We start from the raw sequence: 16,789 nt of genomic DNA, 5'->3' as shown, positions 1-16,789 counted from the left end.
TCTGGCAACGGTTTCCGTATTGCCCCCGGGCCAAGGAACCGATATTCCATAATGTCCCCCCTGTACAGTCACAGGAACTTTTTGCCGGATGGATCGGCAAGTCCGCGACGCCGGCGCCGCCCCTCCCAGGGGCGTTGCCGCTAGCCTCGCTCGCACGGAGCACACTCGGATGTCTCGCACCAGCTTTGTGTTGTCGCTGCTCGCCGCCGCCCTAGCGGCCGACAGCGCGTTGGCCCAGTACGGCTACCAGCCGCCGCCGAGCTACTACCACAACGACCAGGCCGAGGGCACGGTCGTGGGTGGCGGTTTGGGCGCCATCACCGGCGCCTTGGTCGGCGGTCGTGGCAACAAGACCGAGGGCGCCCTGGTCGGCGCCGCTATCGGCGCCATCACCGGCAACTTGGTCGGCAAGTCCAAGGACCAGGCCGACCAACGGGCCGTTGCTTACGGCACGGCTGCCGCCGCTCAAGCCAACCAGCAAGCGGCCGCCCAGGCGGTCACCAATGCCGACCTGGCGGGTATGGCCCGCGCCGGGCTGGGCGACGACCTGATCATCGGCGCCATCCGCAGCCGCGGCGGCCGGTTCGACCTGAGCCCCAACGGGCTGATCGTGCTCAAGCAGAGCGGCGTGAGCGACCGCGTGATCCTGGCGGCCCAAGGCATGTCGACCGACAGCTACGTGCCGGCGCCACAGCCGGCGACCGTGATCGCCAGGCCTTACTACCCCGAACCGAGGGTGAACGTGATCTACACGGCGCCCCGTCCGCGCCCGCGGCCGCACTACCGGGCCGGGTTCAACTACCATCACCACTGGTGATCGCCGGCGAGCCGGTCAGTCGCCAGATGCTCGCTGGTTATTCGGCGGGCGGTTTGGCCGGTTCGACGTTCAGCCGTGGCTCGTAGCGGCGTACGAGCGAGGTCCAAAGGGCGCCGCGGTACTCGTCGCTTGGCAGTTCATCGCCGGTGATGACGGCCACTTGCGAGATCACCCGGCCGGGCGCTTTGGCCGAGGCGTGCGTGGCGAGCCGCGCACCGAGGTCGTCGGCCTCGCCGACGTAAACAGCCGAGCGGTCGCGTCTGCGGAGGCAGTAGAGCCCGGGCTGGCCCTCCCACTTGTCGAAGCGGCAGCGGCCCCACGGGTGGAAACGCGAGAAGTCGCGCGTCGCGAGCACGTAGTGGTACTGGTGCGCCTCGGCCGCCAGGGCGTGGCGCGCCTTGCGGAGCTTGAGCGCCGCCCAGCGCAGCGGCGCGGCGCCGATCTCCTTGGCCACGGCGGCGGGCAGGTGCTTCATCGCCGAGCGGTCGAAGTAGAGCGCCTTGCCGGGCGAACAGAAGATCGCGTCGAGCGACCAGCCGGGGTACTTCTTCATCGCGTCGGCCCACGCCATCTCGGCGGCGAAGCGAAAGTGATCGGTCGCCTCGGGCGAGAAGTCGATCGGCGCCCCGGCGCCGCGGCCCTTGGCGAGCTTGCCCGCCTTGCGCAGCCTGAGCAGCTCGCGGTTCCAGTCGCTGGGCCCGCCGATGAGCCCCGCCTCGCCGCAGGCGGCGTGAAAGGCGTCTTGCAGGGCGGGGTCGCACAGCAGCCAATCGACGCTGTGCCCCTCGTTGGCCGCCGAGAACGCCCCGACGATCGCTTCGCGCAAGAGCGCCCGCAGATCGGTCTTCACCGCCGCGGCGGGGGCGCCGTTGGTGGTCGCTACATCGGCGACGGCGTCGTCGTCGGCGGGCGGCTCGGGCTGTGAGAAGTCCTCTTTGCGGAACGTCGGCAGCAATTGCTCCTTGTCGCGCGTGAGCGGGTGGTCCTTCAGCCGCCGGCCGGCGGCCGTGGTGGGCGAGCTCTCGACCGGGTCGGCGGGGCCGTTGAGCGGGTCGCCTTCCTTGCATCGCTCCAGCCGCTCGTTGCCGTACTTGGCGTACTCGCTCGAGAGCTCGAAGCCGAGCCAATCGCGGCCCAGCTTTTTGGCCACGGCGAGCGTGGTGCCGCTGCCGCCGAACGGGTCGAGCACCAAGTCGCCCGGGTTGCTGCTCACGCGGACGATGCGCCCCAGCAACTGCTCGGGCATCTGGCAGCCGTGGAAGCCTTCGCGCTCTTTGAACGTGCCGGCCACGCGTGAGAAGTACCACGTGTCGTCGAGCGGGGAGAACGCGCCGGCGTCTTCGCGCAGGTCTTGGGGCCGCAGCACCCAGTCGTTCTGCTCACGCACGGGAGGCAGCATCCAGGTGTCGTCCGGCAGGCGGCCGGTGGCGTTCGCGCGTTTGTCGCCGTACACCAGCGCGCGGGCCGAGGGGACACGCACCGCCGGGTCGTCGGCGTTGAACGTGTGCTGCTCCTCGTCCTTGGCGAAGTGGAACAGGTGGGCGTGCGAGCGGTTGAACTTCTTGCGGCAGTTCTGGCCGAACGTGTAGTACCACACAACCCAGTTGCGCGGCGAGAAGCCGATCTCCTTGGCGGCCACCTTCAGCTCGGCGGCGTACTCGTCGCCGATCGCCAGCCAGAAGGCGCCCGTGGGCTTGAGCACGCGGTAGAGCTCGCCGAACCACTCGGCGCACCAGGAGAGGTACACCTCGTCCTCGTGGCGGTCGTGGTACTCGTCGTACTTAAAGCCGATGTTGAACGGCGGGTCGGCGAACGCCAAGTCGACGGACTCGTCTTCGAGCTGGCTGAGGAGTTCGACGCAATCGCCCTGGACGATTGCGTTGCGAGTAAGAAGGGCGGTCATGCCCTCCAGATTACCTGGAGCGCCGCCGCCGCACTAGCAGGTTGCGGCAGAAGAAGGGAACGCGGATCGCCGCGTGCCTAGCGGATCGCCCACAGATTTTTCCCTATCCACGTTAATCCTCAAGATCCGCGTTCCTCCGCGTCCCATTCGCCACTCGCCGCGCAGCCGCGCCAGCCCCGCCGCGTCTCAGTCCCACTGGGGAACGTTCTCGCCGCGGACGATGTCCTCGAAGGTCTGCCGCTCGCGGATCAGCTCTGCCTTGCCCCCCACGATCATCACTTCGGGAGCCATCGGCTTGCTGTTGTAATTGCTGCTCATCACGTAGCCGTAGGCGCCCGCGCAGCCGATCACCAGCAGGTCGCCCACCTCGGCGTGGGGCAAGCGGCGGGCGCTGACGAAGCCCCCCTCCTCCTGGGTGAAGATGTCGCCCGACTCGCAGAGCGGGCCGCCGACGATCGCGTCTTGCTCCCCGCCCGCGGCGTGGGCCGGGTCGGTGTGGCATATCGCCATCGGGTGGTACGAGCCGTACAGGATCGGCCGGGCGAGGTTGTTGAAGCCGGCGTCGACCAAGTAGTAGAGGTTCGAGCCCATCTGCTTGACCGTCCGCACCTCGGCCACGAGCGATCCCGACTCGGCCGTGAGGTAGCGGCCCGGCTCGATCTCGAGGCTCACGGCGTGGCCGAAGGCCTCGGCGAGCCGGTCGCGGGTGGCGTCCCACAGCTTGTGGTAGCCGGCGATCTCGACCCGGGCGTCGCCGTCGCGGTAGGGCGTCGGCAGGCCGCCGCCAGCGCTGATCGAGTGGACCGACGGACCCACCTCCAGAGCGATCTTCTCCATCGCGCCGCACACCTGACCGAGGTGCTCCAGGTCGGTCCCGGAGCCGATGTGCATGTGCAGGCCCTCGATCGAGAGGCCCCACTTCGCGGCGCGCTCCACGCAGTCGGCCACCTGCTCGTGCCAGATGCCGTGCTTCGACTGCTCGCCGCCGGTGTTGGTCTTCTGGCTGTGGCCGTGGCCGAATCCAGGATTAATCCGCAGCGTCACGCCGCGCTCGCGGCCGAGCGCCTGGCAGCGCTCGCCGTACTGGTCGATCATCTGGGGCGAGCCGCAGTTGACCGGCAGGTCGTGCTCGACCACCAAGTCGAGCGCCTCGCGATCGAACAGGTCGGCCGTGTAGACGATCTGCCGCGTGCCGGGCTGGCCCGGCATCGGCTCGGTGGCATCGTAACCGGCGGCCAGGGCGCGGCGAACCTCGCCGGCGCTCACCGCGTCGACCACCACGCCGTGCTTGCGGACCCAGGCGAGGATGGCCAGGTTCGAGCAAGCCTTCTGGGCGAACCGCACCACGTCGAAGGGCGCCAGGTCGTCGATCCGCTCGACAATCTTTGCCGCGTCGTAGGCGTAGAACGGCGTGCCGAACTGCTCGGCCAGTTCGGCGATCGACAGGCCGGCGATCGTGTCGAGCGTGATGGGAAACTGGGCGGCGGTCGTGGTCATGGCGTCGGCGTGGCTGCTAAGAGAAACGGTGTCTTGGGAAAGGGGCCCATAGCCGCGGGGCTATGTTCCGCGGACCGACAACCAAAGATCGTCGGCGAGGGCCAAATACCTGGAGGGACATCCTTCGTGCGAATCCTATGATTCTAGGCCCGTCCCACGCGGCCCAACAGCGTCTGGGCGGCAAACCGAGAGAGACATGCGCAAAAAAAGCGGCGGCGGGCCGAGGCCCGCCGCCGCTAGAAAGTTCATAGGGGGCCGCTGCGGCTCACCACTCCTCGCCGCCCTGCTGCTGCTTCATCTGCTGGGCCTGGGCCGCCGCAGCGGCGGCGCCGACCAGCTTGATCACGCCCTCTTCGGCCTCGAGGCGAACGATCACCCCGTTGTCGATCGGCCGCTGCGTCATGCGGACGTGGTCGGAACCCTCCGAGTCTTCGAGCGACGCCGAGAGCATCGAAATCACGGCCCGCTCGTCCTCGGGAGCGCAGCGCTCCGCGAAGCCTAGGATTTGACCAAGGGCGAAGGACATTTCCATCGGCAGGATCTCTTTGCCGGCGTCGGCCGCAGAATCGTCGATCGCCGTTTTGCAGGCCTCGATGGCGCCGTCGCCGAGCGTGAAGTAGACCGACTCGGGCCCGACACCAAACGCCACCGCGATCTCGTCCCCGCCCCAGATGTCGCGGACCTGAGGGGGGACGTCGGCGGGGATGGTGATCGTCATCGTGTGGAAGGTCACGTCGTCGTGCGAGTCGGCGTCGAGGGCGACATCGATCTCGACCTCGGTGGACCGCTGCTTGGCGGCGTTGAACACCTTCTTGATCGAAGACTCGACCTTCGCGGGATCGGGGACCTTGCCGCCGGCGATCGCCAGCGGGCCGCTCCCGTCGAGGGTGAGCGAGCCGCCCATGTCCATCTCGCCGCTCAGGGCGATCTCTTCGAACACGTCGAGCATGTCGTTGCTGATTTGCTGGAATGTCTCGCGGGCGGCCTCGTCCGGGAAATCGTCGGCGTTCTCTTCCATGGCCGTGGCCAGTTGCTGGCGGGCGATGTTGATCGACGACTTGATCTGCTCCGCCTGCTCCGAGACCACGTCTTGGGGCGTTTTGACCGAGCCGAGCACCGAGAAGGCCGCGTCCTTGTTGTGGAAGGCGGCGTAGTTGGTCTTGGCGTCCTTCATCCCCTCAAGCTGACGCAGCAGGTCGGAGCCTTCGGTCAGCGTGTAGCTGAAATCGAAAAAGGTCTTCTTCGCCGACGAGTCGATGCTCCAGCCAACAACCAACTGGTCGAGGTCGTTGATCATCTTCTCGAGCTGCTCGAGCTGCTTCTCCGACATCTCGCGGCGGAGCTCGAACTGCTCGTCGCTCTCCTCGGGCTGCTGCTTGAGCCCTTGCTCCACGCCCATCCGCATCTGCTGCAGGGCGATCTGGCGGTACATCGGCGGCACGTTCTGGGCCATGACCTTCACGCCCAGGTCGTATTCGGCCACCAGCTCGTGGAGCATCGGCAGCGGGTCGGCGGGCGCGGCGGCGAGCGCCGCGGGGCTCTGGGCCACGTAGGTCCAAGCGCCGATCGGCTTCAGGTAGATCGTGCGATCGGGCAGCTCGAGCTCCGTGACGCCGTCGCCGGCGTCGAGCGGCTCGATGCCGAAGCCCTGCACCAGGCCCAAGACCTCATTGAGGTCGTCGACCGGCAAACAGGCGAGCGGCATGAACTGGGCGCCGTCGGTCTGCAGCACGACGCCGATGGGGCGCGACTTGTCGACGCCCGCCAAGCCCTTGCCTTGGGTGAAGAAGGCGAGCATCCCCTCGAGCATCTTCGAGGTCCCCGGCCGCCCGACCAGCGCGCCGATGTAATCGGTGTCGGCGAGCAGCGCGTCGTAGCCGCTCAGGGCGGCCACGGCGATGGTGGTCATGCCGGCGGTGTCGGATTGCGCCTCAGGCGCGTCGGCCACGGCGGGCTGGGCCGTGGCGACCAGCGGCGCGGCGACGAGGCTCGCCGCCAGGGAAAGCGTTGTGGCGAGCGACCGGAGGCGACGCGTGCGTCGCGGGGCTGCGAGAATCACTTCAGAACTCCGAGAGGGATGGATTCGAGTCGCCGCCGACAGCGCACTCCGGCGGACCGGGGGCGTTGCTCGGCGCACGGCGGTGTGCGAGATGGCGGAGGCGTAACTTACTTAGCAAGAGTTCGCCCAACTTGCGCATTTCTTGCCAAAATGACAAGATCGGGGGGGCGATCGTGGCGACGCCGCGCTAACGGTTGCTCGCCACGCCCCAAGCGTACCGCAGATTCAGAGGCGGCGCCCCCCAAAAGCGGCGCCGCGCGGCGAGAGATTTAGCGCTCGCGGTAGGTGATCCGACCCTTGGTCAGGTCGTACGGGGAGAGCTCGACCCGGACCTTGTCGCCCGGGACAATACGGATGAAGTGCTTCCGCATGCGGCCAGCGACGTGCACGTTCACAATGTGTCCACCCTCGATCTCGACCCGGAAACGGGTGTTCGCCAAGGCCTGGGTGACCACGCCCTCGACTTCGAGTGCTTCTTCCTTCTGCTTCGCCATGTAAGAAAAATAGGGGGTTGAGTGGGGGCCGGTGGGGACCGCCGACTGATGGGGGGCCGTGCCGATCACCCTTGGTAGAGACCCTTAAGCTTACCACTCCTACGCGTGTTACGTCCAGTTCTGTTGGGAGTTGGGCTTGCAACCCCCCCACCCGGGGCGCCATCCGCTCGGCAAGCGTGGCGAACCATGGGGCGTGCCCCGCCTCGGCGTCGATATAACCGAGCTAAGACATGAGCCCAAGCAGGTCGACAAGTCTTTGCCGGTTGGGCTGCGAGTAACGATTTTGCAGGCGCCGCAGTCGCCTTAAACCGTTTCACCTTAGGGGATTACTACGCTAGACTATCTGAATCGTGAGCACCTCCGACTACACCAATCAGCCCGACGCCTCTTCGTCGACCGCCTCGGTCGACGCCGACGCGGTGCAACGCGCCAAGCGCGAGATCACGGGCATCGTGCAGCAGATCAGCGAGATGTCGCGCGACGACATCTCGCCCGAGGTCTACTACGACAAGTTTCTGAACAAGGTGGTCTCCGCTTTGGCGGCGCCGGGCGGGGCGGTGTGGACCCTCTCCGACACCGGCGCGTTTCAGCTCACCTACCAGATCAACCTGCGGGAGACCGGCCTCGCCCAGAATCCCATCGGCCAGGCGCAGCACGGCCGTTTACTGCAGCAGGTGCTCAAGGGCGACGAGGGGACAATCATCTCCCCCCACTCCGGCGCCGCCGGCGGTCTCGACACCGAAGACGAGAACGCGGCCGCCAACCCGACCGACTTCCTGCTCGTGCTGGCGCCGGTGCACAACGACGAGGGCCCGCAGGGCGTGGTCGAGGTGTTCCAGCGCCCCGGCGGACGCTCGCAAGTGCAGCGCGGCTACCTGCGGTTCTTGCAGCAAACCTGCGACCTGGCGGGCGACTACTTGCGCGGCCGCCGACTGCGGCACCTGGCCGACAAGCAAACCTTGTGGGAGCAGCTCGAGGCTTTCACCCGCACGGCCCACGAAAAACTCGACACCCGCGAAACCGCCTACTCGATCGCCAACGAAGGCCGCCGGCTGATCGGCGCCGACCGGGTGACCGTGGCGGTCAAACGCGGCGGGCGGGTCCGCATCGATGCGGTCAGCGGCATGGACGTGCCCGACTCGCGGTCGAACGTGATGACCATGCTCACGAAGGTCGCCCGCGCGGTGGCCAAGACCGGCGAAGAGGTCTGGTACACCGGCGACACGAGCGACCTGGCCCCGCAGGTCGAACGCACACTCGAGGCGTACGTCGACGAGTCGCACACCAAGGCGATGGCGATCCTGCCGCTCACCCGCGGCGACGGCGACGTGGACCCCACGCCGGACGACCCCGAGTCGCGCCGCCACAAGCCGCCCGAGGTGATCGGCGTGCTGATCGTCGAGCAGATGGTCGACGCCACCCCGCCCGAGGGCTTCTCTCAGCGGGTCGACGTGGTGCGGTCGCACAGCAGCACGGCGCTCTCGAACGCGCTAGAGCACGAGAGCCTGTTTCTCATGCCGCTCTGGAAGGCGCTCGGCAAGTCGACCTGGATGTTCCGCGCCCGCACGCTGCCGAAGACGATCTTGATCACGGCCGCGATCGTGGGCGCCATTGTCGCCTCGCTGGTTGTGCCGCGCGACTTCGCGCTCGAGGGCGACGGCAAGCTCCGCCCGCTCGAGATGCACAACGTGTTCGCCAAGACGAGCGGCGACGTGGTGGCGGTTTACGCCGAGCACGAGCAGCAAGTGATCGAGGGGCAAACGCTCGTCGAGCTCCGCAGCCTCGACCTGGAGCAGGAGCAGACCGCCCTGCGCGGCAAGATCAGCGAGACCCAGAGCGAGTGGCACTCGCTGGATCGCGAGACGCTCAGCGGCCGGGGGGTTAACGCCAGCGAACGCAATCAGAAGTCGAGCCGCATCACGCAGCTGACCGAGCAACTGAACAACCTCCGGATCCAGCAGGGGGTTCTCGACGAGAAGCAGCGCCAGCTGACGGTCAAGAGCCCGATCGCCGGCAAGGTGATCACCTGGAAGGTCGACGAGCAGCTCCGCGGACGGCCCGTGACCCAGGGCCAAGTGCTGATGGAGGTGGCCAACCCCGAGGGCGAGTGGATCCTCGAGATCAGCATGCCCGACAAGCGGATGGGCCACATCACCCAAGCGCTAAGCGAGTCGGGCGGCGAGCTTCCCGTGAGCTTCCTGCTCGCCACAACGACCGAGACCCCGCTCGAGGGAGTGCTGCACGCCAAGGGCGTTGCGGCCACGGCCGAGGTTCGCGGCGAAGAGGGCAACACGGTGCTGCTGACCGTCGAATTCGACCAAGAGAAGTTCCGCTCGCTGATCGCGAACCCCAAAGTCGGCGCCGAGGTGAAGGCCAAGGTCCACTGCGGGCAGAGGCCTCTCGCTTATGTTTATTTGCACGACCTGATCGACTTTATCCGCTCGAAAATCCTTTTCCGGCTGTAGGCTCTCAGGCGTGACCGGTTCCGGTTGTGCCGGGTGTGACGGCCCCTGCGACCGGGCCGACGAGCTACGCTTGCCTGCCGCATAAGATTCCATCCGATCACCCGCACCGGGGCCTGAGCTCGTCGCCCCCCTCGGCGCGAGCCACCCTCCCACGCGAGGACGCAATCATGAACACCGCCACGATGCGAACGGCTGCCGCCCGGCTGCCGGTGTTGCTGCTGCTCTTGCTGCCCGCCCGCGCTGCGGTTGCGCAGCAGTTCGGCTTGCCGGCGGGCCCCGATGGCGGGGCGCCCATAGCGGCGCCCGGCGAAGGTGGCCACCCGCGGATCGGGCGTTGCTTGATCGGTCTGGTGGACGATGTCGAGCTGCCCGCTCCGGAGCCGGGGGTGCTCACCTACCTGGGGGTCAAGCTCGGCGATTACGTCCGTGCCGAGCAAGAGATCGCCAAGATCGACGACAGCGAGGTGCGACAGCAGTTCGAGGTCGCGGTGCTCGCTTACAACGCCGCCAATAAACGCGCAAACGATGACATCGAGGAACGCTACTCCGCCGCCGCGGCCCGGGTCGCCTTCGCCGATCTGCAAGAGCTCAAGGACGCCAACGCGTCGGTCGTCAAAGCCGTGACCAACACCGACATCCGCCGCGCCGAGCTGGAGTTCGACCGCTCGAAGCTCGGCGCCGAGAAGGCTCGCAACGAGCAGATCCTCGCCGGCTACGACGCCCAGACCAAGCGCGCCGAGCTCAAGCTCGCCGAACTCGCCCGCGAGCGCCGCATCGTGCGGGCGCCGTTCGACGGCCAAGTGATCGAGATCCTCCGCGACCAGCAGGAGTGGGTCTCGCCGGGCGACACGATCGTGCGGGTCATTCGTCGCGACACGCTGCAAGCCGAGGGCCGGCTCTACTTTGACGACTACGACCCGCGTCAGGTCGACGGCTGCGAGGTGACCGTCTCGGTCAACGTGGGCCCCGGAGACCCCATCGAGGCCACCGGCCGCATCGTCCACATCCACCCGGTGGCCGAGTACGACGGCCGGCCGATGTTCCGCGTGCGCGCCGAGATCGCCAACCGCCAGGAAGACGGCCGCTGGCTGATCATGCCGCAGATGTTCGCCGACATGACGATCCATCTGGACACCGGCGGGGTGGCGGCGGCGCGGCGCTGAGCGCCCGCCTCTCGTGCGGCGGCCGTGTGATTTCTGAGGCGAAAGGCGATAGTGGAAAAGGGAGCTCGAGAGAACATCCCATTTCTTGATCACCCTGCTACTCGCCTTTCCGTTTTCCACTTTCGCCGTTCCCCATGGCCACTCTCACCCAAAGCCTCGTCTCGAGCAGCAGCAGGCGGCTGGCGGTGCGGGCGCGGCCCGACCTCACGGCCCAGAAGCAGCGCTACCAAGGCCGCACTTACTGGGTGGTCAAAGACCCCGTGGCGCTGCAGTACTTCCGCTTCGAGGAAGAGGAGTTCGCCATCCTGCAGATGCTCGACGGCGAGTTGAGCCTGGACGAGGTCGCCGAGCGGTTCGAGGCCGAGTTCCCGCCGCAGACGATCCGCAGCGAGGAACTGCAGCACTTTATCGGCACGCTGCACCGCAACGGCTTGGTGCTGGCCGACGCCGGCGGCCAGGGCGAGCAGCTCAAGAAACGCCGCGACGAACGCCGCAAGAAGGAGACGCTCGCCAAGTTCTCCAACGTGCTGGCGATCAAGTTCAAGGGCATCGACCCCGACTGGCTGCTCAGCGCTCTTTACCCGTGGGTGGCGTGGTTTTTCACTAAGGCGGCGCTCTACGGCTGCCTGACAATCGTCGCGGCCGCGGCCGCCTTGGTGCTCGTACAGTTCGACGTGTTCCAGTCCAAGCTGCCGGAGTTCGACACGTTCTTCTCGGCTCAAAACTGGCTGCTGGTGGGGGCGGTCGTCGTCGTGACCAAGACGATGCACGAGTTCGGCCACGGGCTCTCGTGCAAGCACTTCGGCGGCGAGTGCCACGAGATGGGGCTCATGCTGCTGGTGCTCACGCCGTGCCCCTACTGCAACGTGAGCGACTCGTGGATGCTGCCGAGCCGCTGGCACCGGATGGCGATCGGCGCGGCCGGCATGTACGTCGAGGTTGTGCTGGCCTCGATCTGCACGTTCGTCTGGTGGTTCACCGAGCCGGGGCTGCTCAACTACCTCTGCCTGTACGTCATGTTCGTCAGCTCGGTGAGCACGATCCTGTTCAACGCAAACCCACTGCTGCGATACGACGGCTACTACATTCTCAGCGACTACCTCGAGATCCCCAACCTGCGGCAGAAGGCGAGCTCGATCCTCAGCCGCAAGCTCGGCAAGTGGTGCCTCGGGCTCGAGGAGCCCGAAGACCCGTTCCTGCCCAAGAGCAACCAGGCGTTCTTCGCGCTGTTCACCGTGGCGTCGGCTCTTTACCGCTGGGTCGTTGTGCTATCGATTCTCTACTTCCTCAACAAGGTGTTCGAGCCTTACGGGCTCAAGGTGCTCGGCCAGCTGATCGCCTGCACCGCGGTGTGGGGCCTCGTGGGCCAGCCGGTCTGGAAGCTCTACAAGTACTTCAAGGTTCCCGGGAGGATCCACAAGGTGAAGCGACTGCCCCTGGCGATCACCCTGCTCGTTGTCGCGGCGGCCTTCTCGGCCGTGGCGTTCGTGCCGCTGCCGTCGGCCGTTTACTGCCCGATGACGATCGCCGCGCACGACGCCGAGAGTGTTTACGTCGAGGCCCCCGGCCTGCTCGAGGAGGTCTTCGTCAAATCGGGCGACCTGGTCGAGGCGGGGCAGCCTCTCGCCCGGCTGGTGAACGAGTCGATCGACCTGGAGGTCGTGCGTCTGGAGGGGCAGATCGCGGTGACCGAGGCGCAGATCGCCGCGCTGCGCGCCAGCAGCTACCAAGACACCCGCGCCTCGGCGCGAATCGACCCCGCGCTCAAGAGCCTCAAGTCGGCCCAGGAGCAGCTCGCTCAGCAGCTGCGCGACAAGGAGCGGCTGGTGCTCCATGCGCCGATCGCCGGCCGGGTGATCCCGCCGACATACGTGACCCCTCCCGGCAAGAGCGTCAAGGAGTTGCCCGCCTGGCACGGCACGCCGCTCGACCAGCGGAACCTCGGCGCGTCGCTTGAGGTGGGCGTGCGGTTCTGCCAGATCGGCGACCCGCGTCGGCTCGAGGCGCGGCTCGCCATCGAGCAGAACGACATCGACCTGGTGAGCGAGGACCAGCAAGTCGAGATGATGCTCCGGCAGTCGACCGACTTGGCGTACCTGGGCAAGATCGAGAGCCTCTCGCGTGTCGAGATGCCCGCCACGCCGCCGCGGCTCTCGAGCCTGTCGGGCGGCGACGTGCCGACCCAGGCCGACGACAGCGGCACACCCAAGCCGCTCACCCCCCACTTCGAGGCGATCGTGCCGCTCACCGATTACGACCGCCTCGACGACGACGGCAAGCGGGCCCACGAGCTGATGCGCGTCGGCCTAGTGGGCGAGGCCAAGATCCACATCAAACCACGCACGTTGGCCCAGCGCCTATGGCGTTACATGACAAGGACGTTCAACTTCGAGCTGTGAGCATGAGTAAGGGAGAAGGGGGCAGGGGCGAGGGAGATAGGGAGCAGAAGAGGGCGATAGCCGACGACCCACGGTCGTCGGAGGATCGAGCAAAACGCTCGCTAAAAGGATGACTCGATCCAACCCACCCTGTGGGAGGCGTCTCCGACGCCAATCACTTGCCGCTAGCCTCAATCGGCTGGCGCACCGTCATCGGCGTCGGAGACGCCTCCCACAGCCAAGCCCCGCTGTTCCGGCGCTCACGAGGCCGCCGTTGGCCCCCCGGCGCCTGGGGGCGTAGAATCGGCGGCTGCTCTGACCCGGCCCCTCCCCGACGCACCCGCCCCAAGCCATGCCGCGCGCCCCCGAAGCGACTGCGACCGAGCCCCGCCACCGCGGCCGTAGCCGCGCGAAGTGGCGGCTGGCGATCGTATTGCTAGCACTGGCCGGGCTTGTGATGGCCGCCCCGACGATCGCGCTGAACACGCCGATCAAAGACGCCCTGCTCGCCAAGGCGATCCCCGCCGAAGCGGGCTCGGTCACCGTGGCCGGCGGCTCGCTCAGCTGGACCGGCCCCACCACGCTCACCGGCTTGAAGGTGCTCGACCCCGAAGGGGTGGTGATCGCCACGGCCGAGGCGGTGCGGATCGACCGCAGTTTGCTGCAACTCGTCACGGGCGAGGAGATCGGCGTGGTTCGCGTCGATCGCCCCACCGCGCTGCTCGAGTACGAGCCGGGCGGCTCGTCACGGATCGAGCGGCTGCTCACGCGGCTCGACGAGATCGAGACCGAGCGTGAGTTGCGCCGCATCGAGCAAGGCCTGCCGCCTTCGGCCGATCGGCCGGTGGCGGTCGACGTCCAGGGCGGGATGCTCCGGATCAACGACCTGACGACCGACGAGATTTGGCTCGCCGACGGCCTCAACGCCACGTTCACCCAACAGGCCAAGCGGCTCGACGCGATCGGCCTGAAGGCCGAGGGCCGGCTCGGCGTTGTGACCGCCGTGGGGGCGCCGATGCAACAGACGGGCGACTTCGCTCTCGAGTTGCTGCCGGGCACCGACGGCGTGCAGCGCGCCCGCTTCACCGCCGCCTCGTTGCCGCTGTCGGCCGTGGCGCCGCTCGTGCGGCGCATCGACCCGGAATGCCGGCTGATCGGCGTTGTCGACGGCCAAGGCGAGGCGACCTGGGGAGTCCCCTCCGCCGCGCCCGCCGCCCCGCCCGCGCCGGTGAATCCCCTCGCCACGCTCGCCAAGATGGTCCGCCACGGTCTCGACGCGGCCGGCCAGCTGCGCGTCACCACGATCGAGGCCGCCGGCGCCCCCACCGGCGGCGTGCCGCTGAGGATGAACGCTGTCGAGATCCCCTGGCGGCTCACGGCCCAAGGAGGAAGGCTGCTCATCAAGCAGCTCGAGGCGGCGACCGACATCGGCCGGGCCAGAGTCACCGGCAGCGTGTCGGACCAGGAGCTCGAGGCGTGGGGGGCCGGTTCGCGCGAGCCGCCCGCCGACCTGAAATTCAACACCGAGCTGAACCTGGCGCGCTTCGGCGCCGTCGCCCCGGGTGTGCTGCGGCTCAGGGAAGACGTGCGCATCGAGTCGGGCCAGGTCGCCTTGGAGGTCATCAGCACACAGGGCCCCGCCGGGCCGAGGCTCACTGGCACGCTGCGGACCGAAGACCTGGCCGGCGTCGCCGCCGGCCAGCCGCTCCGTTGGGACGCGCCGCTGAAGGCCGACTTCGTCGCCACAAGCGTGGCCGGACGCACGGTGATCGAATCGCTCGAGTGCGAGTCGGGGTTCCTCTCGGCCAGCCTGAGCGGCGACGCCCTGCAAGGGCAAGGCAAACTCGCCTTCGACCTGAACCAGCTGGCCACGCAGCTCGGCCAGTTCGTCGACCTCACCGAGTGGCGCTGCGCGGGGCGGGGCGACGCCGAGTTCCGCTACGAGCACGCCGCGCCCGGCGGCCCGCTGCGGCTGCAAGCGCGAGGCGAGGCGGCGAGCGTGCTCGTCGCCTACCGCGACACGACGATCGCCGACGAGAGCAGCTTGCGTTTCGACGCCGAGGCGTCTGGCGCCGGGCTGTCGCTCGCCTCGGGCCTGGGCGGCGTCGACTCTGGCGCGCTCACGCTCACCTCGGGTGTCGACCGACTGCAGGCGGCGATCTCCGGCCAAGAGGCCACGCCGGGCGCGCCGACCCCGTTCCAGCTGACGGTCGAGGGCCAGCTCGATTCTTGGCTCCGCCGCCTGCGGCTCGTTTCTCCCTCGCTGCCGAGCGCCGCCGATTTGCAGCTGGCCGGCGCGCTCAAGGCGACCGCCACGGGCGTCGTTGGCCCCCAGGGGGGCGAGCTGCGTGACGCCCGCGTTAGCTGCACGAACCTCGATCTCCGGTCCGGGCCGCTGTGGATCCGTGAGCCGCAGGTCGAGGCCACCGGCTCGCTGGCGTGGGACAACGCCAGCGGGCTGGTCCGCTCCAACGCGGCGCAGCTGGTGAGCAGCTCGGCGGCGATCCGGGCGCGCAACCTCCAGCTGCCGCTCAGCGACGCGAGCGCCGCGCCACCCGCCGCCGAGTTCGCCATCCGCACCAACCTGCAACAGCTCGCCGGGTGGTTTACCGGCGCCGCGCCTGCCGCCCCCGGTGCGGCCAGTTATCAAATGGCGGGCGAGATCGAGGGGACGGTGCTCCTCGCCGCGCAGCCTCAGGCCGACGGCTCCGCGCCGCTCGCGGCCCAAGCCAACTTTAAAGGGACCGGGCTCGAACTCCGCGAGACGCGTCCCGGCGCCGCCCAGCGCGTCGTGTGGAGTGAACCGACCGCCGACCTAGCGTGCGAGGCGGTGTACTTCGTTCCCCTCGATCGCGTGGAGCTCCGCACCATGCAGCTCAACGCCCGGTCGCTCAGCGCCACGGCCAGCGGCCAGATCGACCGCCCCGCGCAGCTCAGCGCCGTGCGGCTCGCCGGGGCGATCGACTACGACCTCGAGCGACTCTCCGCGTTGCTGCTGCCGCAGCTGGGCGGCGCCGTCCGCTTGATCGGCCGCGACCAGGCGCGGTTCGAGATCGCCAACGCGGCGGCCGGTTCGCAGCCCACGCCGCCGCCCGGCGCCGACGCGACGCATTGGTCGCGGCGATTGGTCGGGCGCGTCGAGGCGCCGTGGCAGTCGGGCGATCTGTTTGGCTTGGCCCTGGGACCGGGCCGCGTGGCGGCCGTGCTTGGCGAGGGCGCCGTGCGGTTCGAGCCGCTCGACTTCACCGTCGGCCAAGGCCGCTTCACCACGCAACCCAGCATGCGGCTCGACCCCGAGCCGGCGCTCGTGTCGGTCGCGCCGGGCCCGGTGGTCGCGAACGTGGCGATCTCGCCGCAGGTGGCCGAGAAGGTGCTGAAGTTCATCGCCCCGGTGCTGGCCGACGCCACGCGGGTCGACGGTCAATTCAGCATGGCGCTCACCGAGTTCACGGCCCCGGCGGCCGACGTGGCCGCCGGCCGCGCCACCGGCCAGCTGCGGGTCCACTCGGCCCGCGTGGCGCCGGGGCCGAGCGTCGCCCAGTGGGTCGCGCTCGCCGAGCAGGTGCAGTCGCTCGTGCGTGGCGAGAACCTCGGCGCTCTGATCGGCGGCCAAGCCGCGCCGACGGCGAGCGGCACGTCCGCCGCGTTGCTCATCAACGACCGGGCGATCGATTTCCAGCTGGCCAACCGACGGGTCTACCACAGCGGGCTCGAGTTCGCCTTGGGCGACGTGATCATCCAATCGCAAGGCTCGGTCGGCGCCGACGAAACGCTCGACCTGCTCCTGAGCGTGCCGGTTTTAGACGAATGGGTGGCGCAGCGGCCGGTGATCTTGGCGGGCCTCAAGGGCAAGGCGATTCAAATACCCATCGCCGGCACGTTCGACCGCCCGCAGGTCAACTCCGACGCGGTCAAGCAGCTCTCACGAGACCTCTTGCAGAGCGCGGCGGCCGGCGCCATCGACCAAGGCCTCGGCCGGTTGCTCGACCGGTTGCGCTCGAACTGACAAACCC

9 protein-coding genes are annotated in these 16,789 nt (G+C 68.3%); 5 read left to right on the top strand and 4 right to left on the bottom strand.

What is annotated here, in order from left to right:
- Positions 1-169: 169 nt before the first annotated feature.
- On the top strand, positions 170-817 hold the full coding sequence (locus Mal64_RS06455) for a glycine zipper domain-containing protein (protein WP_197525506.1): 648 nt from the start codon (positions 170-172) through the stop codon (positions 815-817).
- Between the two features lie 37 nt (positions 818-854).
- Here Mal64_RS06455 and Mal64_RS19695 read toward each other — a convergent pair whose 3' ends face one another.
- From Mal64_RS19695 to infA, 4 genes are all read right to left on the bottom strand, one after another.
- A complete protein-coding gene (locus tag Mal64_RS19695) occupies positions 855-2,720 on the bottom strand; it encodes a DNA methyltransferase (protein ID WP_197525505.1) in 1,866 nt (621 codons plus the stop codon).
- 186 nt (positions 2,721-2,906) lie between these two features.
- Positions 2,907-4,217, bottom strand: coding sequence for a diaminopimelate decarboxylase (gene lysA, locus Mal64_RS06445; protein ID WP_146398187.1), 1,311 nt, complete (start codon positions 4,215-4,217; stop codon positions 2,907-2,909).
- Positions 4,218-4,482: 265 nt separating this feature from the next.
- A complete protein-coding gene (locus Mal64_RS06440; RefSeq protein ID WP_146398185.1) occupies positions 4,483-6,276 on the bottom strand; it encodes a hypothetical protein in 1,794 nt (597 codons plus the stop codon).
- Positions 6,277-6,545: 269 nt separating this feature from the next.
- Positions 6,546-6,770, bottom strand: coding sequence for a translation initiation factor IF-1 (gene infA / locus Mal64_RS06435; protein WP_146398183.1), 225 nt, complete (start codon positions 6,768-6,770; stop codon positions 6,546-6,548).
- Between the two features lie 350 nt (positions 6,771-7,120).
- Here infA and Mal64_RS06430 point away from each other — a divergent pair, with 350 nt between their 5' ends.
- From Mal64_RS06430 to Mal64_RS06415, 4 genes are all read left to right on the top strand, one after another.
- A complete protein-coding gene (locus Mal64_RS06430) occupies positions 7,121-9,235 on the top strand; it encodes an efflux RND transporter periplasmic adaptor subunit (RefSeq protein ID WP_146398181.1) in 2,115 nt (704 codons plus the stop codon).
- A 167-nt stretch (positions 9,236-9,402) separates the two neighbouring features.
- Entirely contained in the window at positions 9,403-10,398 is a 996-nt protein-coding gene (locus Mal64_RS06425) for an efflux RND transporter periplasmic adaptor subunit (protein ID WP_146398179.1), read from the top strand.
- Between the two features lie 134 nt (positions 10,399-10,532).
- The gene (locus tag Mal64_RS06420) at positions 10,533-12,797 is read left to right on the top strand and encodes a biotin/lipoyl-binding protein (protein ID WP_146398177.1); all 2,265 of its coding nucleotides are present in this window, start codon (positions 10,533-10,535) and stop codon (positions 12,795-12,797) included.
- 331 nt (positions 12,798-13,128) lie between these two features.
- On the top strand, positions 13,129-16,782 hold the full coding sequence (locus Mal64_RS06415; protein ID WP_146398176.1) for a hypothetical protein: 3,654 nt from the start codon (positions 13,129-13,131) through the stop codon (positions 16,780-16,782).
- Positions 16,783-16,789: the final 7 nt, after the last annotated feature.

The sequence above is a fragment of the Pseudobythopirellula maris genome, assembly GCF_007859945.1.
Taxonomy (GTDB): domain Bacteria; phylum Planctomycetota; class Planctomycetia; order Pirellulales; family Lacipirellulaceae; genus Pseudobythopirellula; species Pseudobythopirellula maris.
Note: the sequence above shows the minus strand (reverse complement) of the source record. Positions and strands in the feature narration are given on the sequence as shown.